Annotated in this window: 23 protein-coding genes; 9 read left to right on the top strand and 14 right to left on the bottom strand. The window is 59.6% G+C overall.

Translation table 11 applies throughout. The features are described from left to right. A partial coding sequence (locus tag QZ268_RS01350) for an AAA family ATPase (RefSeq protein ID WP_295447016.1) occupies positions 1-1,935 on the top strand: 1,935 nt, incomplete at its 5' end. Positions 1,936-1,937: 2 nt separating this feature from the next. Next, a complete protein-coding gene (locus QZ268_RS01355) occupies positions 1,938-2,918 on the top strand; it encodes a M23 family metallopeptidase (RefSeq protein ID WP_295447018.1) in 981 nt (326 codons plus the stop codon). Positions 2,919-2,995: 77 nt separating this feature from the next. Here the strand turns inward: QZ268_RS01355 and QZ268_RS01360 are convergent, their stop codons facing one another. The 3 genes from QZ268_RS01360 to QZ268_RS01370 form a co-directional block, all read right to left on the bottom strand. Continuing rightward, positions 2,996-5,371: a peptidoglycan -binding protein gene (locus QZ268_RS01360; protein WP_295447020.1), complete on the bottom strand. Its 2,376-nt coding sequence runs from the start codon at positions 5,369-5,371 to the stop codon at positions 2,996-2,998. A gap of 3 nt (positions 5,372-5,374) precedes the next feature. Continuing rightward, on the bottom strand, positions 5,375-6,589 hold the full coding sequence (locus QZ268_RS01365) for a biopolymer transporter ExbB (protein ID WP_295447022.1): 1,215 nt from the start codon (positions 6,587-6,589) through the stop codon (positions 5,375-5,377). A 77-nt stretch (positions 6,590-6,666) separates the two neighbouring features. Continuing rightward, the gene (locus QZ268_RS01370; RefSeq protein ID WP_295447024.1) at positions 6,667-7,197 is read right to left on the bottom strand and encodes a gamma-glutamylcyclotransferase; all 531 of its coding nucleotides are present in this window, start codon (positions 7,195-7,197) and stop codon (positions 6,667-6,669) included. Between the two features lie 71 nt (positions 7,198-7,268). On the opposite strand from QZ268_RS01370, the gene QZ268_RS01375 reads away from it, so the two are divergent. After that, on the top strand, positions 7,269-8,279 hold the full coding sequence (locus tag QZ268_RS01375) for a DUF2125 domain-containing protein (RefSeq protein ID WP_295447026.1): 1,011 nt from the start codon (positions 7,269-7,271) through the stop codon (positions 8,277-8,279). Between the two features lie 283 nt (positions 8,280-8,562). Here the strand turns inward: QZ268_RS01375 and QZ268_RS01380 are convergent, their stop codons facing one another. The 5 genes from QZ268_RS01380 to QZ268_RS01400 form a co-directional block, all read right to left on the bottom strand. Then, a complete protein-coding gene (locus tag QZ268_RS01380; protein ID WP_295447028.1) occupies positions 8,563-9,423 on the bottom strand; it encodes an extensin family protein in 861 nt (286 codons plus the stop codon). Between the two features lie 98 nt (positions 9,424-9,521). Beyond that, complete coding sequence (locus QZ268_RS01385; protein ID WP_295447030.1) at positions 9,522-10,442, bottom strand: prephenate/arogenate dehydrogenase family protein; 921 nt, start codon at positions 10,440-10,442, stop codon at positions 9,522-9,524. Further along, complete coding sequence (hisC, locus tag QZ268_RS01390; RefSeq protein ID WP_295447032.1) at positions 10,439-11,530, bottom strand: histidinol-phosphate transaminase; 1,092 nt, start codon at positions 11,528-11,530, stop codon at positions 10,439-10,441. The genes QZ268_RS01385 and hisC overlap by 4 nt, the downstream gene beginning before the upstream one ends. A gap of 156 nt (positions 11,531-11,686) precedes the next feature. Then, positions 11,687-13,336 carry a peptidoglycan-binding protein gene (locus QZ268_RS01395; RefSeq protein ID WP_295447034.1) on the bottom strand — a complete coding sequence of 550 codons (1,650 nt, stop codon included), beginning with the start codon at positions 13,334-13,336 and terminating at the stop codon, positions 11,687-11,689. Between the two features lie 95 nt (positions 13,337-13,431). Further along, complete coding sequence (locus tag QZ268_RS01400; protein ID WP_295447035.1) at positions 13,432-14,874, bottom strand: aminotransferase class V-fold PLP-dependent enzyme; 1,443 nt, start codon at positions 14,872-14,874, stop codon at positions 13,432-13,434. A 107-nt stretch (positions 14,875-14,981) separates the two neighbouring features. Here QZ268_RS01400 and QZ268_RS01405 point away from each other — a divergent pair, with 107 nt between their 5' ends. Beyond that, a complete protein-coding gene (locus QZ268_RS01405) occupies positions 14,982-15,443 on the top strand; it encodes an Lrp/AsnC family transcriptional regulator (RefSeq protein WP_295447037.1) in 462 nt (153 codons plus the stop codon). A gap of 55 nt (positions 15,444-15,498) precedes the next feature. Here QZ268_RS01405 and QZ268_RS01410 read toward each other — a convergent pair whose 3' ends face one another. Together QZ268_RS01410 and rpsD are read right to left on the bottom strand one after the other, a co-directional pair. Then, the gene (locus QZ268_RS01410) at positions 15,499-16,071 is read right to left on the bottom strand and encodes a hypothetical protein (protein WP_295447039.1); all 573 of its coding nucleotides are present in this window, start codon (positions 16,069-16,071) and stop codon (positions 15,499-15,501) included. A 244-nt stretch (positions 16,072-16,315) separates the two neighbouring features. Further along, complete coding sequence (rpsD, locus tag QZ268_RS01415) at positions 16,316-16,936, bottom strand: 30S ribosomal protein S4 (protein ID WP_027241166.1); 621 nt, start codon at positions 16,934-16,936, stop codon at positions 16,316-16,318. An 81-nt stretch (positions 16,937-17,017) separates the two neighbouring features. Between rpsD and QZ268_RS01420 the strand changes: the two genes are divergently transcribed. Beyond that, positions 17,018-17,206: a hypothetical protein gene (locus QZ268_RS01420; protein ID WP_295447042.1), complete on the top strand. Its 189-nt coding sequence runs from the start codon at positions 17,018-17,020 to the stop codon at positions 17,204-17,206. Between the two features lie 12 nt (positions 17,207-17,218). Here QZ268_RS01420 and QZ268_RS01425 read toward each other — a convergent pair whose 3' ends face one another. After that, positions 17,219-18,292, bottom strand: coding sequence for a Hint domain-containing protein (locus QZ268_RS01425; RefSeq protein ID WP_295447044.1), 1,074 nt, complete (start codon positions 18,290-18,292; stop codon positions 17,219-17,221). A gap of 176 nt (positions 18,293-18,468) precedes the next feature. Continuing rightward, the gene (locus QZ268_RS01430) at positions 18,469-19,101 is read right to left on the bottom strand and encodes a TetR family transcriptional regulator C-terminal domain-containing protein (protein ID WP_295447046.1); all 633 of its coding nucleotides are present in this window, start codon (positions 19,099-19,101) and stop codon (positions 18,469-18,471) included. Positions 19,102-19,191: 90 nt separating this feature from the next. Between QZ268_RS01430 and QZ268_RS01435 the strand changes: the two genes are divergently transcribed. Genes QZ268_RS01435 through QZ268_RS01450 form a run of 4 tightly spaced genes read left to right on the top strand, consistent with a single transcriptional unit; the run spans position 19,192 to position 22,354 of the window. Next, the gene (locus tag QZ268_RS01435; protein WP_295447048.1) at positions 19,192-20,013 is read left to right on the top strand and encodes an ATP-binding cassette domain-containing protein; all 822 of its coding nucleotides are present in this window, start codon (positions 19,192-19,194) and stop codon (positions 20,011-20,013) included. A gap of 38 nt (positions 20,014-20,051) precedes the next feature. Continuing rightward, positions 20,052-20,816, top strand: coding sequence for a transporter substrate-binding domain-containing protein (locus tag QZ268_RS01440; protein ID WP_295447050.1), 765 nt, complete (start codon positions 20,052-20,054; stop codon positions 20,814-20,816). Positions 20,817-20,828: 12 nt separating this feature from the next. Continuing rightward, positions 20,829-21,581, top strand: coding sequence for an ABC transporter permease subunit (locus QZ268_RS01445; RefSeq protein WP_295447052.1), 753 nt, complete (start codon positions 20,829-20,831; stop codon positions 21,579-21,581). Further along, on the top strand, positions 21,578-22,354 hold the full coding sequence (locus QZ268_RS01450) for an ABC transporter permease (RefSeq protein ID WP_295447054.1): 777 nt from the start codon (positions 21,578-21,580) through the stop codon (positions 22,352-22,354). Before QZ268_RS01445 ends, QZ268_RS01450 begins: the two co-directional genes overlap by 4 nt. 178 nt (positions 22,355-22,532) lie before the next feature. On the opposite strand, the gene QZ268_RS01455 is transcribed toward QZ268_RS01450, so the two are convergent. Both QZ268_RS01455 and QZ268_RS01460 read right to left on the bottom strand, forming a co-directional pair. Further along, positions 22,533-25,034 (bottom strand): FAD-dependent oxidoreductase, encoded by a 2,502-nt coding sequence (locus QZ268_RS01455; RefSeq protein ID WP_295447056.1) that lies wholly within the window; start codon positions 25,032-25,034, stop codon positions 22,533-22,535. Positions 25,035-25,303: 269 nt separating this feature from the next. Continuing rightward, positions 25,304-25,895 (bottom strand): FAD-linked oxidase C-terminal domain-containing protein (locus QZ268_RS01460; protein ID WP_295447058.1); only part of this gene is annotated, 592 nt, incomplete at its 5' end.

Consider the following 25,895-nt stretch of genomic DNA (forward strand, 5'->3'; position numbering starts at 1 on the left):
CAGGAAATGACCCGTTACGACGCGGTCAACTTTATCGCGCACGGCGTGGCCAAAGACCCCGCATTTGGCGAACAACGCCCCGTGTCCGGTGCCCCGACCGACGGCGAAACCGTCGATGACGCAGGCACCAACGAGAAAGAAAGCGCGCTGGCGAAATACTGCGTTGATCTGAACGCAAAAGCCACCAAAGGCGATGTTGATCCGCTGATCGGGCGTCACCACGAGGTCGAACGCTGCATTCAGGTGCTTTGCCGCCGCCGTAAGAACAACCCGCTTTTGGTGGGCGACCCCGGTGTGGGCAAAACCGCCATCGCCGAAGGTCTCGCCTTCAAAATCGTGAACGGCGACACGCCAGAGGTTTTGGCCAACGCCACAATCTACAGCCTCGACATGGGTGCACTGCTGGCGGGCACCCGTTACCGTGGTGATTTCGAAGAGCGGCTGAAGGCCGTGATGACCGAAATGGAAGACCATCCTGACGCGGTTCTTTTCATTGACGAAATCCACACCATTATCGGTGCCGGGGCGACGTCCGGTGGCGCAATGGACGCATCTAACCTGCTGAAGCCTGCGCTTCAGGGCGGCAAACTGCGCTGCATGGGGTCCACAACCTACAAAGAGTTCCGCCAGCATTTTGAAAAAGACCGCGCCCTGGCCCGTCGGTTCCAAAAGATCGACGTCAATGAACCCTCGGTTCAGGATGCGGTTGAGATCCTCAAAGGGCTGAAACCCTATTTTGAGGAGCACCACAGCATCAAGTTCACCGCCGATGCGATCAAATCCGCTGTCGAGCTGGCCGCACGCTATATCAATGACCGCAAACTGCCCGACAAGGCCATCGACGTGATTGATGAGGCCGGTGCTGCACAGCATCTGGTGCCGGAAAGCAAACGCCGCAAAACCATCGGCGTCAAAGAGATCGAGGCCGTCGTGGCCAAGATCGCCCGCATTCCCCCCAAGAGCGTCACCAAGGACGATGCCGAGGTGCTGAAGGATCTTGAAAAAAGCCTCAAGCGGGTTGTCTTTGGCCAGGACGATGCCATTGATGCGCTGTCCAGTGCCATCAAACTGGCCCGTGCCGGTCTGCGTGAACCCGAAAAGCCCATTGGCAACTATCTCTTTGCAGGCCCCACGGGCGTCGGCAAAACCGAGGTGGCCAAACAGCTGGCCGACACCCTGGGTGTGGAGCTCTTGCGCTTTGACATGTCGGAATACATGGAGAAACACGCGGTGTCTCGTCTGATTGGCGCCCCTCCCGGCTATGTGGGCTTTGATCAGGGTGGCTTGCTCACCGATGGGGTGGATCAACACCCGCACTGCGTGCTGCTGCTTGATGAGATCGAAAAGGCGCACCCGGATGTTTTCAACATCCTGCTGCAGGTGATGGATAACGGTCAGCTCACCGATCACAACGGCCGCGCGGTGAACTTCCGCAACGTGGTGCTGATCATGACCTCCAACGCCGGTGCCTCGGATATGGCAAAGGCTGCGATCGGCTTTGGTCGTGATCGCCGCGAGGGTGAAGACACCGCCGCGATTGAGCGCACCTTTACGCCGGAATTCCGCAACCGTCTGGACGCTGTGATCGCCTTTGCGCCACTGCCCAAAGAGGTCATCCTGCAAGTGGTCGAGAAATTCGTGCTGCAACTGGAAGCCCAGTTGATGGACCGCAATGTCTCGATTGAGCTGACCCGCAAGGCTGCGGAATGGCTGGCGGAACGGGGCTATGATGATCGCATGGGCGCACGGCCTCTTGGCCGGGTCATCCAGGAGCACATCAAGAAACCTCTTGCCGAAGAACTGCTCTTTGGCAAGCTGGCAAAAGGTGGGCTGGTCAAGGTTGGCATCAAGGATGGCAAGCTGGATCTGCGGATCGAAGGGCCAACCAAGCCACGGATCTCTGGCGACAAACCGCCATTGCTGACTGCTGACTGATCATGCGGCTATCTTTCGGAGCGTTTCTCCTTTCGCTCGTCGCGGCACCTGCCGTGGCGAGCGATTTCACCTTGCAATGGCCGCTGGATTGTCGCCTGGGGGAAACCTGTCACATCCAACAATATGTCGACCATCTTCCGGGCCCGGCGACCCAGGATTACAAATGCCAGGGGCTAAGCTACTCGGGACATAAAGGCACTGATATCGCCCTGCCCTATCTGAGCGATATGCAGGCCGGAGTCGCGGTCCGGGCCGCAGCACCAGGGGTTGTCCAGGGGGTGCGCAACACCATGCCGGATACCTATTCCACCCAGGAAAACGCCGAGCTTCTGAAGGGGCGCGAATGTGGAAACGGCGTTGTCCTACGCCATGAAGGCGGCTGGGAAACCCAGTATTGCCACATGAAACAGGGCTCTGTCCGGGTGCAAAAGGGCCAGCAGATAGCAGCTGGAACCGCCCTGGGCGAAGTCGGGCTTTCTGGCAAGACCCAGTTCCCCCATCTACACCTGTCACTCCGCCTAAACGGCGCGGTTGTAGACCCCTTTGCCCCGGAAGGGCGCCCATCCTGTGATCTGGATACAGAGGCTACCCCCGCCACTAGCCTATGGGCCGAGCCGCTGCCCTATCAGCCAGGGGGCTTTCTGGGGGCCGGGTTCTCTACCCATGTTCCAGAGTTCATGGAAATCAAATCCGGCGCGGCGACGCGTGAGCGGTTGAACACACAATCGCCGGCACTGGTGTTTTGGGCCTATGCCTTTGGTGGCCAAAAGGGCGACCGTGTGCGCCTGACCATTTCCGGGCCCAAAGGCGTCTTTTCCGTTCACGAAATCACGCTTGAACGCGATCAGGCGCAGTTTTTCCGGGCCTCTGGCAAACGGTTGCGCAGCGAAGCTTGGGATTATGGGCGTTACACGGCATTGGCGGTGCTACTGCGCGATGAAGAAGAAATTGACCGGATAGAAGAGGTTGTCGACCTTCGCTGAGCGCCCTGCCCGGGAAAACCTGACTGCTGGAGCTTGGCTGGAGCGAGTTGACTGAAGCGCCTGGGCCGTTGCCCCGGTCAGCGCTCAGTGAACTTCAGCTCGATCCGGCGGTTTTGAGCCCGCGCTTCCGGGGTATCATCGGTATTCACTGGCTGGAACTCTCCAAAACCATTGGCCGCCAGGCGATCCGGCGCAATGCCTAGGTTTTCGATCATAAAGCGCACCACCGACAGCGCCCTGCCCTGGCTGAGTTCCCAGTTATCGCTGTATTTTTCGCTGCCTGCCATAGCCGTATTGTCGGTGTGACCATCCACCCGGATGATCCAGTTCAGCTCTGGTGGGATCTCGGCGGCGACGCTCTGCAAGATCTTCGCCACCTTGGTGATCTCGCCCTTGCCCGCGCTGGACAGATCTGCACTGCCCGAGGCAAACAGCACCTCAGAGGCAAAGACAAAGCGGTCGCCCTCGATCCGAACACCCTCCTGGCTGCCCAGAACATTGCGCAGGCGCCCAAAGAACTCTGAGCGGTAGCGCTCCAACTCCTCAGCCTTGGTTTCCAGGCTCTCTGCCTTGCTGGCCAATTCTGCTGCCTCAACCTCCAGCCGTTTGCGTTCGCTTTCTTCCAGCAGGCGGCGGCGGCGCTCTTCTGAGGCGGCCCGCGCCAGCGCCGAGTTCAAATCCTGACCGAGGTTCTGCAACTGCACCTGCTGCGCCGCATCGCGCGCTTGGTAGTCGTCCAGAATGGCCTGCAGTCCACCCAATTGCTCGCGCAGGGCAGCAACCTGCTGGTTCAACAGCGCAGTCTCGCGCTGCGCTTCGGCTGAGACGGTTTTCTGATCTGCCAAGGCGGCCTGGGCCTGGGCCAAAAGAGCCGCCCGGTCCTGCGCCAGGCTGCGATCCGTTTTGGCGCTGCTTTCGGCCTCTTGCTGGGCATTTAATGCCGCCAGAAGCCGTTGCTGCAAAACCGCCTGATCGCTGGCCGCCGCCTGGGCATTTTCCAAAGCATCCAGCGCTTCCAGCAGGCGCAGCTCAACCGAGGCACGTTCCTCAGCGGTTGAACTGGCAGCGCGGCGGGCAGCTGCCAGTTCGTTCTGCGCCTGCAGCAGTTCTGCCTCCAGCCCGGACATCACCGAGGCCGTATCGGCCTGCAAACGGGCCAGTTGCGTCTCAATCTCAAGCTGGGCCTCTTCTGCCTCAGCCCGTTGTGCCGCCAGTTGCTGCTCCAGCTGCAAGACCGTTTCGGCCTGCTGCCGCTGCAGGTTGGCCAGCTCGCTTTGATACTGGGTTTCAGTCTCCACATTGGCGGCGCGTTGCCGCGCTAGCTCTGCCTCTAGTGCAGCCTTGTTTTCAGCGGCCAAGCGGCGGGCGCCGTCCAGCTCAGCATTCAGACGCTCTTGTGTGGCGTTGCCGTCCTGACGCAGCCGGTTCAGCTCGATTTCAAGCGCTGCGACACGGCCTTCGGCGGCGGATTGTGAGACCTGCATCTGCGCCAACACCCGCGTCAGACGTTCGGCCAGCTCATCCCGCTGCTGCCCCTGCGCCTTGGCCGTCTCCAGGGTTGTCAGGGCCTGTTCCAGATCGCTGTTCAACTGTTCCTTGGCCTGTTCAGCCGCCGCCAACAGCGTCAGCGTATCCTCCGCCTCCTGCCGCTGACGTTCCAGCGACAGGGTCATCGCCGTCAATTCTGCATCCGCAGTTTCAAGACGCGCCCGCAGGGCTTCGGCGGCGGCAGCTTCGACCAGACGGGCTTCTTCTTCGGCGCTCAGCTGCGCAGTCAAGGCCGATACCGTGCTTTCCTGCTGCGCGCCCTGCGCCTCAAGATCAGCGATCAGCGCTTCCAGGGCTTCGCGTTTAGCCGCCGCCAGGCGGGCGTTTTCAACACCTACGTCGATCTCTTCACGTGCCTGGGCCAGGGCGATATTCATCGCCTCCGCTTCACTCAGCAAGGTGCTGCGCTCCAGCTCAAGGGCGTCCCGGTTTTCAGTCAGCTCCGCAATCCGCGCCTCAGCAGCATCCCGCCCGGCAATAAAACTCGCAACCTGCGCCTCAAAGGCGGTGATCTGGCTTTGTGCCTGCGCCAGATCCGCCCGCTGCTGATCCCGTTCAGCCGTCAGCCCGGCAATCACCGCGCGCTGCTGGTCCAAGGCGTTTTGCGCCTGCGCCAGATCGCTTTGTGTGGTGGAAAGCGTCGAGCTGAGCGCCCCGAGCCGCGCATTCAGGCGGCTGTTGTCGCGTTCTTCCAGCCCCAGCGCATTGGCCAGCGCCTGCACCTCGGATGACAGATCATCCAGCTCGGTTTCCTGGCCGCTGATGGTCTCGCGCAGCACAAATTGCACCACCATAAAGATGGTCAGCAAGAACATCAGGACCAACAACAAGCCCGTCATGGCATCGACAAAACCGGGCCAGATAGAACTCTGAAATCGCTGCCCGCTGCGCCGCGACAGGGCCATGGTCTAGTCCTCGCCCTGCAGAAAGGTGGAGCCGGCGCTCTGCTCGGGCTCTGGCGCCTGGCGCTCGCGCCCACGGGGCACCGCAAAGGCCTTGACCATGAGGTCAATATCTTTGCGCAACTCTGCTAGGCTTTCCTGGCGACCGGCGGAAATCTCTTCCAGGATGCGCAGCATCTGCACGTCGATTGAGCGCAACCTCATGCGGCTTTCGGCATCCATGCCAACATCGCCATGTGCGCGCATGATCTCGGTCAGGGTCTCCTGCCCCACCGCAACCCGGTCCAGAGCGCTGGAAATGCTCGCTGCCTGGTCCTGACGGGCGTTCATATCGGTTATCGCATCCACCAGCTGGGACAGCTTGTTGTCGATCTCGGCCCGACTAGAGGCGTTCTGGGCAAACATCGCCTGCAGCGCATCCATCTGCTCCGCCATGGTGTCCAGCACCTCAGAGACCACGCCGGTTTCACCACTGCCGCCCTCCTCGCCTGAGGAAAAGCTGACCCGGGTGAAGGAAGACAGCCACTCCTCTAGCTCGCGGTAAAACCGGTTTTGACCGTGGCCGGCAAACAGCTCCAGCAAGCCAACAATCAGCGATCCCGCCAGCCCCAAGAGAGACGAGGCAAAGGCAACCCCCATGCCACCCAGCTGGGCCTCAAGCCCGGTCATCAGACGGTTAAACACCGCAATGCTTTCTTCGCCCTCCTGCGGGGCCAGGCTGCGAATGGTATCCACCACCGCAGGAACCGTGGTTGCAAGACCGTAAAATGTCCCCAAAAGGCCTAAAAAAATCAGCAGGTTGACGATGTAGCGCGTGATCTCGCGCTCTTCATCCACCCGCTGCGCCACGGAATCCAGAATGGAACGTGTCGAAGACGAGCCCAACTGCATCCGCGCCGCCCGCGAACGCAGCAGCGCCGCCAGGGGCGCCAGCAGCGAGGGCGCACGGTTCTCCCCGCGGCTGCCACCAGAGGCAAAGCTTTCGATCCAGCGCACCGAGCCAATCAGCTGCAGCACCTGCCAGAAACAGGAGAGAACGCCGATGACAAACACAATGACAATAAAGCCGTTGAGCCAGGGATTGGCCTGGAACACCGGCAGCACCTTGGGCAGGGCGACAAAGATGCCAAAGCCTGCAAGGCCAAGGGCGATCAGCATCAGGATGATTTGCCGAACGGGTTGCGAAAACTGCGGCCTGGTCTTGCGTTCGGTATGGGCCATATTCGGTGCGATCCTGTCAGGTTTTCAGCTCAATTCCCTTCGGAGCTTAAAGGCAAAGAGACAAAAGCAACAAGGCTTTATGCCGTAATTTCCCGCACACGCATCATCAACCACTCCAGTTCGGCGTCGCCCAGGCCAATCTCGCTGAGATGTTCAGCCGTATTGTACAGATATTCGGTATTGGGACCACGCCCGCCCACCGCAGTGGCGATGATCTGCGCCTGGTTTTCCAGCGCCATCCCTCCGCAATACTGCACGTGATGCGGATCGATGACATAGGTCACGGCCTCAACCTCTTCACCTGTGTGCAAGGCAACCGTCAGATCACGTTCCAGATAGGCCGAAGAAACCAGTTCACGTTCGCGCAGATAGGCCAGGGTTTGGTCCTCTTCACCGGCCGCAACCGCCAGTGCCAGCCCGTGGCATTGTGATCCTTTGACCTCATCCAGGGCAAGCACCAGTCCTGGTGCCTCTTCGCTGCCCCGGTGGTGAATCGAAGTCATGCAAAAAGAACGCGCATAGCCCTGTAGGGTTGCTACCTCGCGGCGCGCCACCGGAAACCCCGGGTTCCACAGCAGCGATCCATATCCGAATACCCACATTGTCATGATCTATGGCCCTTTTTATCCGCCGCCTATAAACAGCAAAATGCAGGCTAGAAAAAGAGGGTCTTTGCAGAATGCGACTGCTGAAATGGCTCAGCCTTGGGGCGGCTGTCTGGATAGTGTACTGGGGCCTGGCGGCCTGGGGGCTGCGCACAGGCTTCGAGGCCTGGTTCGGCGAACAGCAACGACAGGGCTGGCAGGTCTCTTATGGGCCAATGACCACCCGCGGGTTCCCCATGCGCCATGTCACCCGCCTGAACCAGCCACTGCTTGCCGATCCCGGTACCGGCGCGGCCTGGAGCGCCGATTGGATCGAATTTGACAGCCCGGCGCTCTGGCCCGGTGCACAAAGCCTGCGGTTTCCCGCAACGCCGCAACACTATTCCTTTTTTGACCAGACCCGCAGTGTGACGGCAGAGCAAATGCGCGCGGATCTGCAACTGGCCCCCGGGCTGGCGCTGGAACTGGAAAAGCTGTCGCTGACCAGCCAGGATTGGCAGATCAGCGATGCCTCTGGCGTCATCTGGCAGGCGCAGGACCTGTTCCTGGAGATGCGGCAGCTGGCGCAAGCCGAACAATACCACCTCACTGCCGTGGCGACCCATTTTGCTCCCCGGGGGCTATTGCGCACAGGCTTTAGCGGTTTAAGCCCGACACGGGAGGATCTGCCGCCGCGGTTTGATGCTCTGCGCCTGCGGGCAGATCTGGGGTTTGATACCCCCTGGGATCGGCGCGCCATCGAATTGCGACGCCCACAGCTGCGCCAGATCAACCTGGCTCTGGCCGAGGCCCATTGGGGAGATATGCTATTCCGGGCAACTGGAGCGCTGGAGGTGGATGAGACAGGCCGTCTGAGCGGCGCGCTGGATCTGCGCGCGGAAAACTGGCCGGCCATTCTGGACATGGCTGAGCGCCTGAGCCTGCTGCCACCAAGCAGTCGCAGAGCGGTGGAGAAAGTCCTGGCGCTGTTTTCGACCGGAACCGGGCGCGCCGCAAAAATTGACATCTCTTTGCGCTTTAAGCAGGGACAGGTCTGGGCTGGCCCGCTGCCACTTGGCACGGCACCGCTTTTGGTGCTTCGATGAGAGCAAAACAGCCGGACTGTCTGTAGCCGCCCGACTGGCTAACTGGCTAACTGGAAAGTGGCGGGCCAGAAACACCAAAACACAGGGCAAAATTGAACAAATCCACAAAACAGCGGCGGGCTCCCGCCTGATTGGCGGTATTCTTGCAGAATGCCACGTCTCAGTTGGGCCGGGCGCCGCGCCTATGGCGCGGCACGGCGCGGCACCGACCGTGGCTAAAAATTCACAGAAAACAAACCATTGGCCGTGATGCAACCCTGGGCGCAGGTGCCGCCCGTTCTGCTTAGCGGCAATAGGAACCGCTGCGGTAACTGGCAACATCCAGATGGAAATGGTCGCGGTGATAGCGGTCTGCTTCGGGGCCGAGCACAGTGCCAAAGGGGCCACAGGCCGCCTTCCAGATCCGCGTCAACGGTTTGCGGGTTTGGCGCGCCCCCCAGCCATGGAGCACTGTTACCAGTGTGCCGTCCTCCAGCTTGAAGCCGGAAATATCAATCGCCTTGCCCCGCCCATGTTCCGAGATCCGCGCCCCGGGGCGATTGTTGCGGGGACGGCAGGCATAATGCGCCGCGACGCGCAGGCTAACAACCTTGTTGCGGCGACCAAAGGCGGTTTCTACATCCTTGGACACCCAGCGTTTCAACGCATCAGCCGTCTCGCAAGTCATCACCGAGGCCTGGCTCAGCCTGACCCCCGCGACAGAGGTCACGCGCACCGCATCCCGCGCACCACAGCCCGGCAGGGTTGCCGCCACTTCGCCAACCGCCTTACCCTGGATTTCAATGTCGCCACAGACAGAGCCTTTGCGCAGCCGGCGCCGTTTGAACAAAGCCTGTTCAACAATGGTATCCGGGCGCACTAAAGGCACCAGTGACTGATCCAACACCGGCGGCACCAGATCCGCAGATAAATCGGCAGCGGCCAGAATTTGGGCTGAAACCGGACGCTCAACAGGGCGCAGGCCGCCCCCCAAGGCTGGGCCACCCTGTTCCAGATCCGCCAGGGCAGCAACCGAGGACTGCGGCAGCACCGCCGCCGAGGCTGCACTCCCGGGCAAGGGGCGATCAATCGGGCGCAGCGAGACCTCTGGCGCCGAAGCGTGCAGCGGGGCCAGACCCGCAACACAGAACAGCCCAGCAGCCAAAGCGGCGTTCCTGGCCCCGGACCTGGCCCCGTTCATACCACAGTCGCGAGCCCAGACCCTGACCCGCACAACTGCCGCCTGAAAACGCCCCCATCCGATCATGGTTTATGCGCCCTGCCAAAGTCAGCCGCAGCAGTGTCCTGCCCGGCTTCGATAATGCCGCGACGGATGGCACGGGTACGGGTAAAGTAATCATGCAGGTGATCCCCGTCACCGGTACGGATGGCCCGTTGCAGCGCAAAGAGCTCTTCGGTGAAGCGGCCAAGAATTTCCAGCGTCGCCTCTTTGTTGGTCAAAAAGACATCGCGCCACATGGTCGGATCCGAAGCGGCAATCCGGGTGAAATCACGAAAGCCCGCCGCCGAATATTTGATCACTTCGCTATCGGTCACCCGGCGCAGGTCATCTGCCACCCCAACCATGGTATAGGCGATAAGGTGCGGCGCATGGCTGGTCACGGCCAGCACCAGATCATGGTGATCGGCATCCATTTCATCAACATTTGCGCCCATCCCTTCCCAAAGCGCACGCATGCGCGCAACCGCCTCTTCGTCACTGCCTTCAACCGGAACCAGCAGGCTCCAGCGGTTATCAAACAGCTCGGCAAAGCCCGCTTCAGGACCGGAATGTTCGGTGCCGGCCAGGGGGTGCGCAGGGACAAAATGAACGCCATCAGGGATATGCGGCGCCACAGCTTCGATCACATGGCCCTTGACCGATCCCACATCTGACACAGTTGCACCGGGTTTGAGCAGCGGTCCAATTTCGGCCATGACTGGCCCCATGGCCCCTACGGGCACACAGAGCACCACCAGATCAGCATCCGCGACGGCCTCGGCGGCGCTGTCGCAGACGCGATCACACAGCCCGATGCGCCGAGCGGTCTCGCGGGTTTCGGCGCTGCGGGCATAGCCCGTGACCTCGCCCGCCAAGCCGCGCCGTTTCATCGCCCAGAACATTGAGGAGGCAATCAGGCCCAGACCGATCAGCGCCACCCGGTTGTAGACAACCTCACTCATGCGGCACCCTGCTGTGTTTTGAACTCAGAAATGGCCTTAATCAGCCGGTGGCAGGCCGCCTCGTCACCAATGGTGATGCGCAATGCGGCGGGCAGGTTATAGCCGCCCACCCGGCGCACAATCAGCCCCTGGGTTTGCAGGTAAGTGTCACAGGCCTCAGCCTCGGTCTGGCTGGCAAACCGCGCCAGAATGAAATTGGTGCAGGAGGTATCCGACGCCACCCCCAGCTCTGCCAGTGCTCCCGCCAGCCAGCTGCGCCATTTGGCGTTTTCATTGCGGCAATGGTCGATATAGGCGCGATCACGCACTGCGGCCTCTGCCCCGGCCAGGGCTGTGGTAGAGACATTAAAAGGCCCGCGCACCCGGTTCAGCACATCAATAATGGCTGCTGGGCCATAGCCCCAGCCAACGCGCGCGCCGCCCAATCCGTAGATCTTGGAAAAGGTCCGCGTCATAAAGATGTTGTCCCGGGTCGCAATCAGATCCGCGCCAGCGTCAAAGCCCTCGACATATTCCGCGTAGGCACCATCCAATACCAACAGCACGCCTTTGGGCAGCCCATCGGCGAGACGAGCAACCTCAGCGGCAGAAATCATCGTGCCCGTGGGATTGTTGGGATTGGCGATAAACACCAGCTTGGTATGTTCCGAACATCCCGCCAGCAGGGCGTCCACATCGGTCACCCGCTCACGCTCCTTGACCTCGACCGGCGTGGCACCAGCGGCCAGGGCACTGATGCGATACATGGCAAACCCATGTTCGGTATAGAGCACCTCATCACCGGGACCTGCAAAACACTGGCACAAAAAGGCGATGATCTCATCGCTGCCCGCACCACAGATGATATGCTCCGGGTTCAGTCCCTCGACTTCACCAATGGCCTGACGCAGAGCCTGATGGTCCGAGCTGGGATAGCGATGCATATTTGCCGCCGCCTCTTGCATGGCTGTAATCGCAAGCGGGCTTGGCCCCAATGGGTTTTCATTGGAGGAGAGCTTTACGGTGTTGCTCACCCCCGCCACATGGGCCGCGCCGCTCTGATAGAGAGCGATATCCATAATACCGGGCTGCGGCGTAATCTGGGTCATACTTCGGGCTCCTTGGTTCCCACCCGTAATAGCGAGGCGCAAGCCAATGGGAAAGCCGCAAGATGCCCCCTCTCAAATCCAGCTGCGTCAGATCCAGCCGCCGGGAGAAGGCGCGAAAGAGCCGCCTATTGCACAGCCCCCCGCGCCCCCGGCTGATTACTTGGCTTTTTCCAGCTTTTTCAACTTGGCTTCGGCCTGTTTTTCCACCATGTCGGTCAGCTCTTTGCGCAGTTTTGCATCCTTGCGCATGGCCTCCTCCATGGTTTTTTGCAAAACCTTGGCAGATTGCGTCCCGTCTGAGCTTTCAAGAGCTTTATTGGCGTAGGCCACAAAGACCTTGTCCTGAAGCCCCTCGGCGATATCGGCATAGATCTTTGGCCCGTGCTTTTTGGCAAATTCCTCTACCGCATCAGCGCCATATTTTTTGACCAAATCCCCTTTCCAGACCGAATCCATTGCCCGGGGGATTAGTTTCTGGGCCAAAAAGCCCTGGGAATTTGCCACATAGTTAGAGCCAAATTGCGAAACCGACTTCATCGGTCCCGAGGCCATGATGCCCCCCGACAGGATCTTGACCACCGCGTCTGTGAACTCTTTCTGGTTCGGCGCGCGGCCCTTTTCAACCAGTGGTTTGAACAGCATGATCGCCTCTTTGGCGGCATTTTTGATCATTTCCTGCCCAATAGTGGTGGTGAACACCTTCTCCATAAACACGGTCAGCGACTTTTGTGAGAAGGTCTGGAACATCTTGCCCGGCAGTTGCGCGGCGACCTTGCCGGCTACACCTTTCAGGAAAGCACCGCCCAGCTTACCCCCGGCGGCACCAGCCGCCCCTGCAAACATCGTATCCAGGGCAACTTTCTTGGCTGCGCCCTCCCAGGTGACCTTATTGCCGGCAAGGTATTCCCCGTACTGGCCAGCGCTGGATTTCATCGCCTCGGTGCCGGCAGCTGCGATCGCATGGGCCTTGACCGGGTTCATGCCTTTGGTGGCCACCAACCGCGCCGTGGCGTAGACCTCGATCACCGTAAAGGAGGTTTCGCGCACGATCTCCAAGGTGAAAACCGCCTTGCTCGCCGTGCCAATGCGGGCCTTGATAAATTTGTCAAAGGCCTTTTGCCCGGTGTTATAGACCCGCGTAGCCTTGGCATCCTGTTTTTGTATCTTGGCCCAATCCGGTTTGGAGCGGTTCACCAGGGCTTTTAGGCTGCCGGCTTCGGAGCGGGCGTTCAAAATCGGGGTCCAGGGCGGGTCGGTGTCATCGTTCAGCGTCGACATGGTGAATTCGGCAATCGCCATCATCATGCCATCCTCGGCCTGGCGGGTTTTCTCCACGTCATTGCAGAAATCCACCCAGGTTTCCGCCTGCCCCAGCATCATGTTGGCCTTGGACAGGATCTCATGCTTGAGCGCCTTCTCTTTGGCCTCGAACTCGCGCACTTCGACCTGTTTGGTCTTGCCCTCTTCCTTGACCTCATAGACCGCGACCTTTTGGTCATTGGCAATCATCGCCTGCAGTTTTGCCAGCCCCGCCTTCCAGGTCCGCATTCCCGGATCCACAATACCATCCGGCTTTTTGAACCCGAGCGCGTTTTTCTGGAAGCTGCGGATATCCTTAATCAGGCCCGCGTCGCATTTTTTAGAGATCGCAATATTGGCAAACCCATTTGCCTTCAGCATCAAACGCACCAGCTCCACATCTGCGGGGGCATTTTTTACGGGCTTGAACTTTCCCTCGCCAGATTTGGCGTCAGGTTTGGTAATACGGTTCTTGTCCCCCACAGGGGCAGATAGATTAAGTGCCATAACAAGGCTCCGACCAATAACAAAATAATCAACGCTGTGATCCTGCCATAAAGCCCTTGCCCCTGTCATGGGGGTTTTGACCGGTGCTTTCCCCGTCAGGCTGCGCGGGGCTGGAACCGCGCGGTTTTGGGATCCGCCAGATAGCTTTGGGCCAGATCTTCGGCGCGCAGTGTCAGCTCGTTCACGCTGTCGATGATGTATCGCACTGTTTCATCTGTCATCAGGTAGGAAAAATTGAGCCTGACCCAGCCCGGTTTTTGCAGCTCTTGTCCCGACTGAAGCGCCGCAAACAAGGCCTCGGACTCGGCCTGTTCAATCCCCAGCAAGCGATGGGCATAGGGCCCGGCGCAGGCACAGCCGCCACGGGCCTGGATACCATAGTGATCGCTCAGCATACGGGTAAACAGCTGCTGATGCACAGGTGCCCCCGAGTTCCCCCTGACCGTGAAAGAGAAAATCGGCAAGCGGTGCGCCTGCGCGTGCCCCAACAGCGTTAGCTGCGGATTATCCGCCCAGCCCGCCCGCGCCATTTTGGCAAACTGCGCCTCTTTGGCTGCAATCTCTGCCTCGCCCACCGCTTCCTTGACCAAAAACGCCAGGGCGGCGCGGATATCACCAATGACATTGGGTGTTCCCGCCTCTTCCCGCGCGACCAGGTCTTCGCTGTATTCGTGCCCCCAGGGAGACACAAAGCTGACGGTTCCACCGCCGGGCCAGGACGGGCAGCGGCGCTGAACCGCCAGCCTGTTAACCAGCAGCACCCCGGAGGCCGCTGGGCCCCCTGGGAATTTATGGGGGGAGACAACCACCGCATCCTTATGGGCGCCATGGTCCCCGGCCATCGAGATCGGCAGATAGGGGCCGCCGCCAGCGTAATCCCAGATCACCAGCCCGCCCGCAGCATGCAGCAAACGGCTGACCGGATCAGGATCAGTGAGGATCCCTGTGACATTGGAGGCCGCCGAAAAGCTGCCAATCATCAAATCAGAGCTTGCGTGCTGCACCAGGGCCTGTTGCAAGGCTTCCAGATCAATTCCGCCCTCTGCCGCCTCCGGGATCTCGACAACCTTTGCCTTGCTTTCGCGCCAGGGCAGAATGTTGGAGTGATGTTCATAGGGGCCGATAAAGACCACCGGATTGCGCGCCTCATTGACCCCAAAAAGACTGACAAGCCGGTTGAGCCCGGCCGTGGCGCCGGCGCCGGCAAAGATCACCGCATCCTGCGCGGTGCATTGGGTCACCCGCGCGATTTCTTGCCGCGCAGCGCGGCGCATCCGGGTGACATAGCCACCGCAAAAGGACGCCTCGGTGTGAGAGTTTGCGTAGAATGGCAGGACATGCCTGGCAATGAAATCCTCTACCTGATGCAGACCCCGCCCCGAGGCTACATAGTCAGCATAGACCAGCGGCACATCGCCGTCCGGGCCTGGGATCATCATTCCTTCGCCAATCAATCCCTGTGCCAGCGTTGCGCCACTGGCGGCCTGGGCCAGGTCTTCTTTGAAACTTTCCAGAGGGTTCACTACTGCCGAGGTCATAGGCGCGTCTCCTAAAGGGGATTTTGCCTAATCTCCTATGTAAAAAGCGCAAAATCACCACCAATGTCTGATTGAATTCCCGAAATTATGTGTCATATGATCGGAGAATGGCTAATTCTATAGATCATATGGACCTCCAAATTCTGCGCGCGTTGCAACGCGACGCCAGTCTGTCACAACGGGAACTGGCCGACGAGGTCGGGCTGTCGCAAAATGCCTGCTGGCGGCGATTGAAGAGCCTGAATGACAGGAAAATTCTACAAGGATCCACCATGCGGCTAGACCGCGCCCAGCTGGGTTTGGATCTGGTGGTCTTTGTGATGCTTCGTACCCGGCATCACTCTGCCGAATGGCTCACCACCTTTCGCCGCCATGTGCTGACCATTCCCGAAGTGGTGGATTTTCACCGGATCGGCGGCGATTACGACTATCAGCTGAAGGTGGTGACTCAGGATATGGGCAGCTATGACCAGGTCTATCAACGGCTGATCAGCGGCGTCGAACTGGACAGCGTCACCTCATATTTTGCGATGGAAACCATCGCAGAGGCCCGCCCGCTGCCACTGTGACCTCAGATTAGCAAAGATCACACCGCCAGCGGGGCTCGCCCCTCGGGGTCTTCCCCTAATGGCCAAAAGCCTTGTCTGGCATCCAGGACGGGCGCTTTCCCTGAGGCCCCATGCGCATATGCAAACAGGCAGTGCCAAAGCGCTGGAAATAAAGGATATCCAACTTGTACCAACCGGCCGAGGGCACTTCAACCTCGCTCATCACGGTGGAATCACAGGTTTGGCGACCATCAAACTTCCCGACAACCTGCCCGCCAATTGTCGCGCGCAGCCCGTCGTTTGTCAGAAAATCAATGCTGTGAATCCCTGGTTTGGCAAAATGCACATAGCCGTTGATCCCGGCCACCACATGCTCTGATCGTTTTGAGGTCAGCGTAATATCGCCTTCATTGGTGTCGCGGTGATCCAACCCCGCCAGAGGTCGGCCACGTTCCGATTTAATCTTCAATGCTGAAGAGGCTTCAACCAGTGTTCTGACATCCACCGGGTAGGCATAGCGCACTGCAAGCCCCGGCTTTAGCCCCGACGGTTGCGGATTGGCAGGCTGCAGTTTCAACGGCGCCGCGCTGAGCGCCGTGGCGCAGGTCACAACAATGGCGGCAAGTGTACCGGTCCAAAAGCGTTTCATTTCATACTCCCGTTTTTCCCGGCACCTAAAAGCCCCGGTTCGTTTTCCTTACGGTAGCGACCAATCCCGGCAAAAGACAACCGCTTTTCCGCTTTGAATACTTCGCTAGGCTAGCAGATCCGGAAGCTACGCACCCTGATCTGACGCTGCTCCAGGAGACTTCGAAGCCATGCCCAAGGGTCAAATGCAAAAAGGGCCGCCCGCAGGCAGCCCTTTTCTCCAACAGCCACAAAGGGCGTCAGGATTAGTTTTTGGCGTAGAATTCCACAACCAGGTTTGGTTCCATAACAACCGGGTAAGGCACATCGGCCAGACCAGGCGCGCGCACAAAAGTCGCGGTCATTTTGGAGTGGTCGGCTTCGATGTAGTCAGGAACGTCACGCTCGGCCAGGGCAACGGCTTCCAGCAGAACGGCCAGTTGCTTGGACTTGTCACGCACAGCGATCACGTCGCCTTCTTTGACACGGTAGGAGGCGATGTTGACGCGCTGACCGTTTACAGTGACGTGGCCGTGGTTGACGAACTGACGTGCGGCAAAAACGGTAGGCACAAATTTGGCGCGGTACACAACAGCGTCCAGGCGGCGCTCCAGCAGGCCGATCAGGTTTTCACCAGTGTCGCCTTTTACACGCTCAGCTTCGGCGTAGATGCGGCGGAATTGCTTCTCAGTGATGTCGCCGTAGTAGCCTTTCAGCTTCTGCTTGGCGCGCAGCTGAATACCAAAGTCGGACAGCTTACCCTTGCGGCGCTGACCGTGCTGGCCGGGGCCATATTCACGACGATTAACCGGGGACTTAGGACGACCCCAGATATTTTCGCCCATGCGGCGATCAATTTTATACTTGGCAGACGTACGTTTAGTCACGGCTGTTCTCCTTTTTAGTTGCTCCGCGATCTACCCGAACGGTTCCCACTTTTCGGATTGCGGACGCAGGCGCCTACAGTCATGATCAGCCAGAACGCAGCCAAGAAAACGGCGGCTATAAAGGGCGTTGTCCTCTTAGGGTTAAATCTTGCGATCCGCGCCTATGACAGGAATCCCCTTGCGGGGCCCACCAACACCAATGAAGTGGCGCTTATATGCGCAAAGGAAGCAGAGTCAACAGCGCGTCTCCTGCTTCTTTGGTTTTTTTGACAACCGTCCAGTTCAAGCGGCTTCATACATCAGGATTGCCGCCTCAGAGTTGCTCAGATTGCGGCGCGCGTAGCTGCCATAACTCATCGGATCCTGTTCGACCTGCGGCAGCACGCTGCCCAACCGAATGCGGTCCTGCGTGTCCAGCGCCGACATCGCGGCACTGGCGGGGTGAAAGCTCTCACTTTCCACCCCATTGGCCCAAAGCACCTGATGTGAGCCGAGCAGAAGGTGGATATAAGTCACTTCGCGCACTGCGGTATCTGTCGCGATCGTATGGCCGTTGATCAGATCACGCGCCGCAACCAGCACCTCGCTGGTGTTGAACAGCGCCTGCACCTGACGCCCCCGCAGCAACATGCGGTGTTCAGGCGAGACCAACAGCTCTTTTTCCGGCCTGTCGATGCCCAAAGCGCCGGCGCGGATACGCACAGGCCGCAGCTTTGGCACCACAAAAAGCCGGGCACCGCTGATCCGGCGGGCACCGATCCACTGGATTTCCTGGGCTCCATTGTCGCGGGTCTGCACCTTGTCGCCTTCACGCAGATCCTCGATCCGACGGGGGCCACTGGGGGTGGCGATCTGGGTTCCCGGCGTAAAGCAAATCACCCCACTGCCCGGCTGCCCCGGCATGGTGTCGATGGGACAGCCAATACTGCCCAGAGAGTGATGCACCACCCACAGGTCCGCGCCTTTGGGCGGGATTTCATTTACAAACATCAAAAGAGGCCGCGCGCTATCTGCCACCTCAATCAGGGTGACGGTGTAGCTTTGAACACCATTTGTCACCACAAAACTCTTATCCAACAGCGGATCTTCGACCGCGACCTCGCGCAGGTCTGTCTTATTCTGGACCGCTGCCCCGACCAGTCTGCGCACCGAGCGCGCCGCCCGACGTCGCAGATCCGTTTCTCCATTCGCCATACCCAAACGCAACAGTTCAGCCGGGCCATCAACCCGCACTGCTTCACCTTGCCAGGACCACGTGGCCCCGACATCGATAGACTCGACCGGTGCGGCCAAAAGGCCATCGACTTCTGTTTGCGACCAAGAAATGACGAACGTGCCCTGAAAGCCCGTTTTCATCTGCCTGTGTGCCTGCTCTTTTTTATATTATTAAGGGAAACTTAACAAAACGGACCGTTCAGATAAAGAACAAACTCATTCCCCTGGGCGCAGCCCAGCACAGGGTGTGTTTTCAAAACCTCAACTGCACCTGCAACTGCACTGGCAACGTGCCTGTCAGCTGACCTTCGCTTTGGCTAGGGTTCAAGAGACAGGCCAATAATGGCCCCAACCGAGGTGAGCCCAATCTGCGACAACTCGCCGGGGGCAAAGGCCTCTGGCAAGGCGCCGCCCTCCATCCACAACCCATCAATCAGCGCATTGCAGGCGGTCGCCAATTGGTACAGCCGCGCGGGCTCGGTTTCGCGTCCCGCCTCTTCCAGCGCGGCCCGAATGAGGTTTTCCAGCCGGTCGCGAAACTGCACATAGGTTTTTGCGTGTGTCTCTTTCATCTGTGCATCATGCTGCACCTTGTTGAGAAACCCCGCCCACAGCGCAATCGAGCGCGGGTCCACCACAGGTGGCATCAAGGAGGACTGCACAAACACCCGCAGCTGATCCCGCGCGGAGCCTTTGACATCCGCCACAGGCGCAAAAGTCAGGTCGGTCATCTGCGTCATATGGTGCTCGAAAGCCGCAGTGATCAGCTCTTCCTTGGAAGAAAAGTAATGCCTTATCAGCCCCTGCGTCACCTGCGCCCGATCCGCGATGCCGCGCACGGTTGCCCCCTGGACACCCTTTTCCGCAACCAGTTCCAACGTTGCTTCAATCAGAGTACGCTTACGCTGCTGCGCACTTTCACGCGTAAATTTTCGGCGTTCGTCACTCATCTCTGTCTCCACAACCGCTCGGCCTAATTATACACTTGCATAACTACCGCGATTACGCCTTACTACCGCAATACCCAAGGACGTCCAACCATGCCAACAGTTGCCACCGCTGAACAAGACACAGCAACCGCCCCCTCCTCTGCCCAGAGCGCATCCCTGGGTAAGGATGCTGTGCGTATCGAAGATCTACACAAATCATTTGGCACATTAAAGGTTCTCAAGGGCGTCTCCCTCACCGCGCGGCAGGGGGATGTTGTCGCCATCATTGGCGGCAGCGGCTCTGGCAAATCCACCATGCTGCGCTGTATCAATTTCCTGGAATCCCCCTCTGGCGGCAAGATCCTCATCGACGGGGAAGAGGTGAAGATGCGGGCCGATGGCACCCCGGCTGACCGTCGCCAGATCGAACGTATCCGCACCCGGCTGGCCATGGTGTTTCAGTCCTTCAATCTCTGGACCCATCGCACCCTGCTGGAAAATGTCATCGAAGTGCCGGTTCATGTGCTGAAAATTCCACGCGCCGAAGCCATTGCCCAGGCGCGCGTCCTGCTCGCACGGGTTGGGCTGGCGGACAAGGAAGACGCCTTTCCGGCCTTTTTGTCTGGCGGCCAGCAGCAACGCGCCGCCATCGCGCGCGCCCTGGCTGTGGATCCATCTGTAATGCTGTTTGACGAACCAACCAGCGCCTTGGACCCGGAATTAGTGGGCGAAGTCCTGACCGTGATCCGCGATCTGGCCGCCGAAGGGCGCACCATGCTGCTGGTCACCCACGAGATGCGCTTTGCCCGTGAAGTCGCAGATCACGTTGTCTATCTGTATCAGGGACGTATCGAAGAGCAGGGTCCACCTGCCGAGGTCTTTGACAATCCAAAATCGGAACGCCTGCAACAGTTCCTGAAATCCGTTTCATAATAAAACCAAAACCAAAATCCAAAACAGGGAGATCAAAAATGACACTCAAAACACTTCTGGCCACAGGCCTGACCCTCGCCACCCTTGCCACAGGCGCAGCCCAGGCCGAGCAAGTCAAAATCGGCATCGCCGCTGAGCCCTATCCTCCCTTTGCTTCGCTGGATTCCTCGGGCACATGGGTTGGCTGGGAAGTCGAAGTGATCGACGCGGTCTGCGCGGCGGCTGAACTGGACTGCGTGCTGACGCCCGTTGCCTGGGATGGCATTATCCCCTCTCTGACAGGCCAGCAGATCGACGCCATCATGGCCTCGATGTCGATCACCGAAGAGCGGTTGAAAACCATCGATTTCTCGGATGCCTATTACAACACCCCTGCCGTGATCGTGGCGGATAAATCCATGGATATCGCCCCCACCCCAGAAGGTCTGGAGGGAAAAATCCTGGGCATTCAGGCCTCGACCATTCACCAGGCCTATGCGCAGGAGCACTTTGCGGATGCTGAAATCCGGGTCTATCAGACTCAGGATGAAGCCAACCAGGATCTGTTTGCCGGTCGCATCGACGCCATCCAGGCCGACAGCATTGCCATGGCAGATTTTGTCGGTTCTGACGCCGGCGCTTGCTGCGAGATCAAAGGCGCCGTTGCAGATGATCCGGCCATCCTGGGACTTGGCGTTGGCGCAGGCCTGCGCAAAGGCGATGACGCCCTGCGTACTGCCCTCAATGCCGGCATCGCCAAGATCCTGGAAGATGGCACCCACGACGAAATCACCGCACGCTATTTCTCTGCCAGCATCTACTAAGGCAGCAGCGACGTGACGATGATCCTCGAATGGCTCGGTCTGGCTGAGAGCGCAGCACTGCTGTCGCTCTCGGCTCCCGGCTGGGGCAGCAACCTGTTGCGCGGTCTGGCAAATTCACTGCAGATCGCCTTTGGTGCCTTTGGCATGGGGCTGATAATCGGGCTTTTCGGGGCCTATGGAAAACTCTATGGCGGGCCCATCCTGCGGGATCTGCTCGCCATTTATACCACCGTGATCCGGGCGGTTCCTGAACTGGTCCTGATCCTGATCCTCTATTATGTTGGTACCGATCTCATCAACAAACTGGCGCTGATGATGGGCTATGGCCGGGTCGAAATCAGCGGCGTTGTGGCTGGCATCTGGGTTTTGGGCATCGTCCAGGGCGCCTATGCTACCGAGATCCTGCGCGGCGCCATTCAGGCCGTTCCCACCGGCCAGATCGAAGCCGCCCGCGCCTATGGCATGCCGGCGCTGATGACCATGCGCCGTGTGACCATTCCGGCAATGATGGCCTTTGCCACGCCGGGATTGGCAAACCTGTGGCTGATTGCAACCAAGGACACCGCCCTATTGGCCGTTGTCGGCTTTAATGAGCTGACGCTGGAAACAAAACAGGCGGCGAGCAGCACACGGGCCTATTTCACCTTCTTCCTCGCTGCCGGCGGGCTGTATCTGATGGTGACGCTCTGTTCCGGCGTGATCTTTGCCCGCATTGAGAAATGGGCCCGCCGGGGCCAGCCCTCGCTGAAGGAGGGCAGCCAATGAACGGTCTCAAATCCCTGATGCAGCCCCATCGCATTGTGCTGATGGCCCTTTTTGCCGGGTTGGTCCTGTGGTGTGCGCTGACCATGCGTTGGGACTGGATCCCCAAATACGCCCCCCTGGCGCTGGAGGGGTTGTGGACCACCCTTTGGATTTTGGTGGTCACCACGGTTCTGGGGTTCTTGCTTGCCATCCCGCTGGGGCTGGCACAGGCGATTGGGCCTTGGTATCTCTCCCTGCCCGCGCGGGTCTTTTGCACCGTCATTCGCGGCACCCCGCTCCTGCTGCAGATCTGGCTGCTCTACTATGGGCTTGGCTCGCTGTTTCCGCAGTTTCCCTGGATCCGCTCCAGCGAGCTGTGGCCCTATCTGCGCCAGGCCTGGCCCTATGCGGTTTTGGCGCTCACCCTGTCCTATGCAGGCTATGAGGGCGAAGTGATGCGCGGCGCCTTTTCTGGCGTCGCCAAGGGCCAGCTGGAGGCCGCCAAGAGCTTTGGCATGCCCCGTTTCACCATGTTCCGCCGTATCTGGCTGCCCCAGGCGATCCGCAACGTCCTGCCGACTCTGGGCGGCGAGACCATCCTGCAGCTGAAAGCCACCCCGCTGGTGGCCACCATCACCGTGGTCGAGATCTACGCCGTTTCTTCCAGGGTGCGCTCCGACACCTTTATTGTCTACGAGCCGCTGTTGCTGCTGGCCCTAGCCTATATGATCATTGCCGGGCTGATCGGACTAGCCTTCAAACGCTTTGAAAACCAGATCCCCGCTGGCCGCTAACCCAACAGGTCGTTGCACCCAAACCGCCCCCCTGTCGTGGCCCTCTCTGATCTGACCCCAGCCAGATGCGCGGCACGACAGATTTCAACGTAAAAGGCCCCGGTGACATCATCACCGGGGCCTTTCTTTTGTGCTCTAAAACCCGGAAAGCTAAAAGCTTTGAGTTTCCTGCTGCGCCTTAGCCGTTTTGACGGATGGTGGCGTTTGTCGGATCATAGGGGCTGTCGCATGTCACAACCGCATCCCAGAGTTTATCCTGCAGTTTCACCTTCAGTTTGGTGCCCTCAACCGCCAGCTCTGGCGGCACATAGCCCATGCCAATCGACTTTTCAAAAGCCACCGAATAACCGCCCGAGGTCAGGCGCCCGACGCGGGTTGCGCCATCTTCGGTATAGAGTGCCTCGCGGCCCCATGGATCGGCATCATCAGGTCCGTCGATCAGCAAGGTGCAGCATTTAACGCGTACGCCCTTTTCGATCATCGCCTCTTTGCCGTGGAAATCTTTTTCCAGGTCGATAAAGCGTGGAAGATCGGCCTCGGCTGGGGTGGCGTCGCGGCCCAGCTCGGTGCCAAAGGCGCGATAGCTCTTCTCCATCCGCAGCCAGTTTTGCGCCCGGGCGCCAACCAGCTTCATGCCGTGTTTCTCGCCTGCTTTTTCCAGCAGATCGAACAGGTAGTTCTGCATCTCGATCGGGTGGTGCAGCTCCCAGCCCAGCTCACCGGTGTAGGCCACACGGATCGCATTGACGGGGCACATGCCCAGTTCGATCTGACGCGCCGACAGCCAGGGGAAGCGCTTGTTGCTGAGCGCGGTTTCCGGGTCGGCGTCGACGATGATCTCTTTCAGGATATCGCGCGACTTGGGTCCGGCGATGGCAAAGACGCCCCACTGGGTGGTGACATCCTGGATCTCGATATAGCCGAACTCCTCCATCTTGTCCTCAGCCGCCTTGCGCAGGAAGTCGGCGTCATATTCGGTCCAGGCACCGGCAGAGACCAGATAGTAGTTATTCTCGCCGTTGCGCACGATGGTGTATTCGGTGCGGGTGGTGCCCGCCGAGGTCAGCGCATAGGTCAGGTTGATACGGCCAACCTTGGGCAGTTTGTTACAGGTGAACCAGTCGAGGAACTGAGTGGCACCGGGGCCCTTGACCACATGTTTGGTAAAGGCGGTTGCATCCACCAGACCAGCGGTTTCGCGGATCGCCTTGGCCTCTTCCACGGCATACTGCCACCAGCCACCACGGCGGAAGCTGCGGGCGTCTGCGTCGTTGAAGTCTGCAGGCGCGTAGTAGTTGGGACGCTCCCAGCCATTAACCCAGCCGAACTGTGCGCCGCGCTCTTTCTGGCGGTCATAGGCTGGCGAGCAGCGCAGGCCGCGGGCGGCAGCGCGTTCTTCGTCCGGGTGGTGCAGGACGTAGACGTGCTCGTAGCATTCTTCGTTCTTGCGGGCAGCGAACTCGGTGGTCAGCCAGTTGGAGGAATACCGCTTGGGGTCGAGCGACGCCATGTCGATTTCGGCTTCGCCCTCCACCATCATTTGCGCCAGATAGTAGCCGGTGCCGCCTGCGGCGGTGATGCCAAAGGAGAAGCCTTCAGCCAGCCACATGTTACGCAGCCCCGGTGCCGGACCCACCAGCGGGTTGCCATCAGGCGTGTAGCAGATCGGGCCGTTGAAGTCGTCCTTGAGACCGGATTCGGCGCAGGAGGGAACGCGCTCTGCCATTGCCATATACTGTTCGGCGATCCGGTCCAGATCCAGCGGGAACAGGTCGGCACGGAAGCTGTCGGGTACGCCGTGTTCAAAACGGGCGGGGGCGCCGTGCTCGTAGATACCGAGGATCCAGCCGCCACGCTCTTCGCGGGCATAGGATTCGTTGTCAGCGTCGCGCACAACCGGGTGCTCGGGATTGCCCGCTTTGCGCCATTTGACCAGCTCGGGGTCTTTGTCCATGACAATGAAAGTGTGCTCGACCGGGATCGCCGGCATCTTGATGCCCAGCATCTTGGCGGTGCGCTGTGCATGGTTGCCGGATGCGGTCACGACGTGTTCGGCGGTGATCACCACTTGCTCGTCGGAGGGAACCAGGTTGCCGCCCTTTTCCACCATTTTGGTGCAGGTGACTTCCCAATGGGTGCCGGTCCAGTGGAAGGCATCGGCTTGCAGTTTGCGCACGATATCAACACCGCGCTGACGCGCGCCCTTGGCCATCGCCTGGGTCACGTCGGCGGGATTGATGTAGCCATCCGTGTGGTGATAGAGCGCGCCCTTGAGGTCCTCGGTGCGGATCAGCGGCCAGCGCGCCTTGATCTCGTCGGGGGTGAGCCACTGATAGGGCACCTCGCAGGTCTCGGCGGTGGAGGCATAGAGCATGTATTCGTCCATGCGCTCGTCCGTCTGGGCCATGCGCAGATTGCCCACCACAGCAAACCCTGCATTCAGGCCCGTCTCTTCCTCCAGCGTTTTGTAAAACCGGATGGAATAATCGTGGATATGCGTCGTGGCATAAGACATGTTGAAATAGGGCAGCAGGCCAGCGGCATGCCAGGTGGAGCCGGACGTCAACTCATCACGCTCCAGCAACATCACATCATCCCAGCCCGCTGCCGCGAGATGATAGGCAATCGAAGTGCCCACGGCACCGCCACCCACAACCAAAGCTTTTACATGCGTTTTCATGACCAGAATCCCTTTGCCCAGTGTTGCACCCGTTTTAGGCATGATGCCCGCAAAACAAAGGCAACACCCGACCCAAATGCGCAGAAATACGACCTTCCCGCCCCTCAAGACGCAGAGCCACCAATCAATGCAACCTCACGTCTCTTTCTGGCCGTAAATCTACCGGGGTTTGGGGCCGAGCCCCAATTGTACATCTTGTTTGGGGCCGAGCCTCAATAACAAACAAAATCGAATACAGCACAGCCGCCCCTATGAATCAGGCTGGTGAATCAGGCTGGCAGGATTTTACCCGGGTTGAGGATATTATCCGGGTCCATCGCACGTTTAATCGCCGCCATCACATCAACGGTTCCCTGACCCAACTCCTTAACCAGATAGGGCCGCTTGCCCTGCCCGATGCCATGCTCCCCGGTGCAGGTGCCATCCATCGAAATCGCCATGTCATTCAGCCAGGAAATGAACTCCACAGCCCGCAAAGCCTCATCTGCGTCCGTCTTGTCCACCAACAGCGAGGCGTGGAAATTGCCATCCCCCGCATGGCCCACCACAGGCGCGATCAGGTTCAACTCCTCTGCCTTCTGCGCGCAGGCCGTCACCGCATCCGCCAGCCGCGAGATTGGCACACAAACATCCGTGGCCACGGCATCGCACCCGGGCCGCAACGCCAGCATCGCCCAATAGGCATCGTGGCGCGCCTGCCACAGCTTGTTGCGCTCCTCCAGTGACGCGGTGGCGGTGTATCCGGTGCCGCCTTGCTCCTGCGCCAACATGCCAAAGGTCTCCGCCTGCTCCGCCACGCCCGCGTCTGATCCATGAAACTCCAACAACAGCATTGGCGTTTCCGGCAAGTCCAGCTTGGCG

The sequence above is a fragment of the uncultured Pseudophaeobacter sp. genome, assembly GCA_905479575.1.
Classification (GTDB): Bacteria; Pseudomonadota; Alphaproteobacteria; order Rhodobacterales; family Rhodobacteraceae; genus Pseudophaeobacter.

Excerpts from the sequence above, each read along its gene's own strand:
- hisC (WP_295447032.1), bottom strand. The coding sequence starts at position 11,530 with ATGACCCAGATTACGCCGCAGCCCGGTATTATGGATATCGCTCTCTAT.
- QZ268_RS01440 (WP_295447050.1), top strand. The coding sequence starts at position 20,052 with ATGACACTCAAAACACTTCTGGCCACAGGCCTGACCCTCGCCACCCTT.
- QZ268_RS01355 (WP_295447018.1), top strand. The coding sequence starts at position 1,938 with ATGCGGCTATCTTTCGGAGCGTTTCTCCTTTCGCTCGTCGCGGCACCT.
- QZ268_RS01430 (WP_295447046.1), bottom strand. The coding sequence starts at position 19,101 with ATGAGTGACGAACGCCGAAAATTTACGCGTGAAAGTGCGCAGCAGCGT.
- QZ268_RS01360 (WP_295447020.1), bottom strand. The coding sequence starts at position 5,371 with ATGGCCCTGTCGCGGCGCAGCGGGCAGCGATTTCAGAGTTCTATCTGG.
- QZ268_RS01375 (WP_295447026.1), top strand. The coding sequence starts at position 7,269 with ATGCGACTGCTGAAATGGCTCAGCCTTGGGGCGGCTGTCTGGATAGTG.
- QZ268_RS01450 (WP_295447054.1), top strand. The coding sequence starts at position 21,578 with ATGAACGGTCTCAAATCCCTGATGCAGCCCCATCGCATTGTGCTGATG.
- QZ268_RS01455 (WP_295447056.1), bottom strand. The coding sequence starts at position 25,034 with ATGAAAACGCATGTAAAAGCTTTGGTTGTGGGTGGCGGTGCCGTGGGC.
- QZ268_RS01400 (WP_295447035.1), bottom strand. The coding sequence starts at position 14,874 with ATGACCTCGGCAGTAGTGAACCCTCTGGAAAGTTTCAAAGAAGACCTG.
- QZ268_RS01435 (WP_295447048.1), top strand. The coding sequence starts at position 19,192 with ATGCCAACAGTTGCCACCGCTGAACAAGACACAGCAACCGCCCCCTCC.
- QZ268_RS01365 (WP_295447022.1), bottom strand. The coding sequence starts at position 6,589 with ATGGCCCATACCGAACGCAAGACCAGGCCGCAGTTTTCGCAACCCGTT.
- QZ268_RS01395 (WP_295447034.1), bottom strand. The coding sequence starts at position 13,336 with ATGGCACTTAATCTATCTGCCCCTGTGGGGGACAAGAACCGTATTACC.
- QZ268_RS01420 (WP_295447042.1), top strand. The coding sequence starts at position 17,018 with ATGATCAGCCAGAACGCAGCCAAGAAAACGGCGGCTATAAAGGGCGTT.
- QZ268_RS01425 (WP_295447044.1), bottom strand. The coding sequence starts at position 18,292 with ATGAAAACGGGCTTTCAGGGCACGTTCGTCATTTCTTGGTCGCAAACA.
- QZ268_RS01370 (WP_295447024.1), bottom strand. The coding sequence starts at position 7,197 with ATGACAATGTGGGTATTCGGATATGGATCGCTGCTGTGGAACCCGGGG.
- QZ268_RS01405 (WP_295447037.1), top strand. The coding sequence starts at position 14,982 with ATGGCTAATTCTATAGATCATATGGACCTCCAAATTCTGCGCGCGTTG.
- QZ268_RS01410 (WP_295447039.1), bottom strand. The coding sequence starts at position 16,071 with ATGAAACGCTTTTGGACCGGTACACTTGCCGCCATTGTTGTGACCTGC.
- QZ268_RS01385 (WP_295447030.1), bottom strand. The coding sequence starts at position 10,442 with ATGAGTGAGGTTGTCTACAACCGGGTGGCGCTGATCGGTCTGGGCCTG.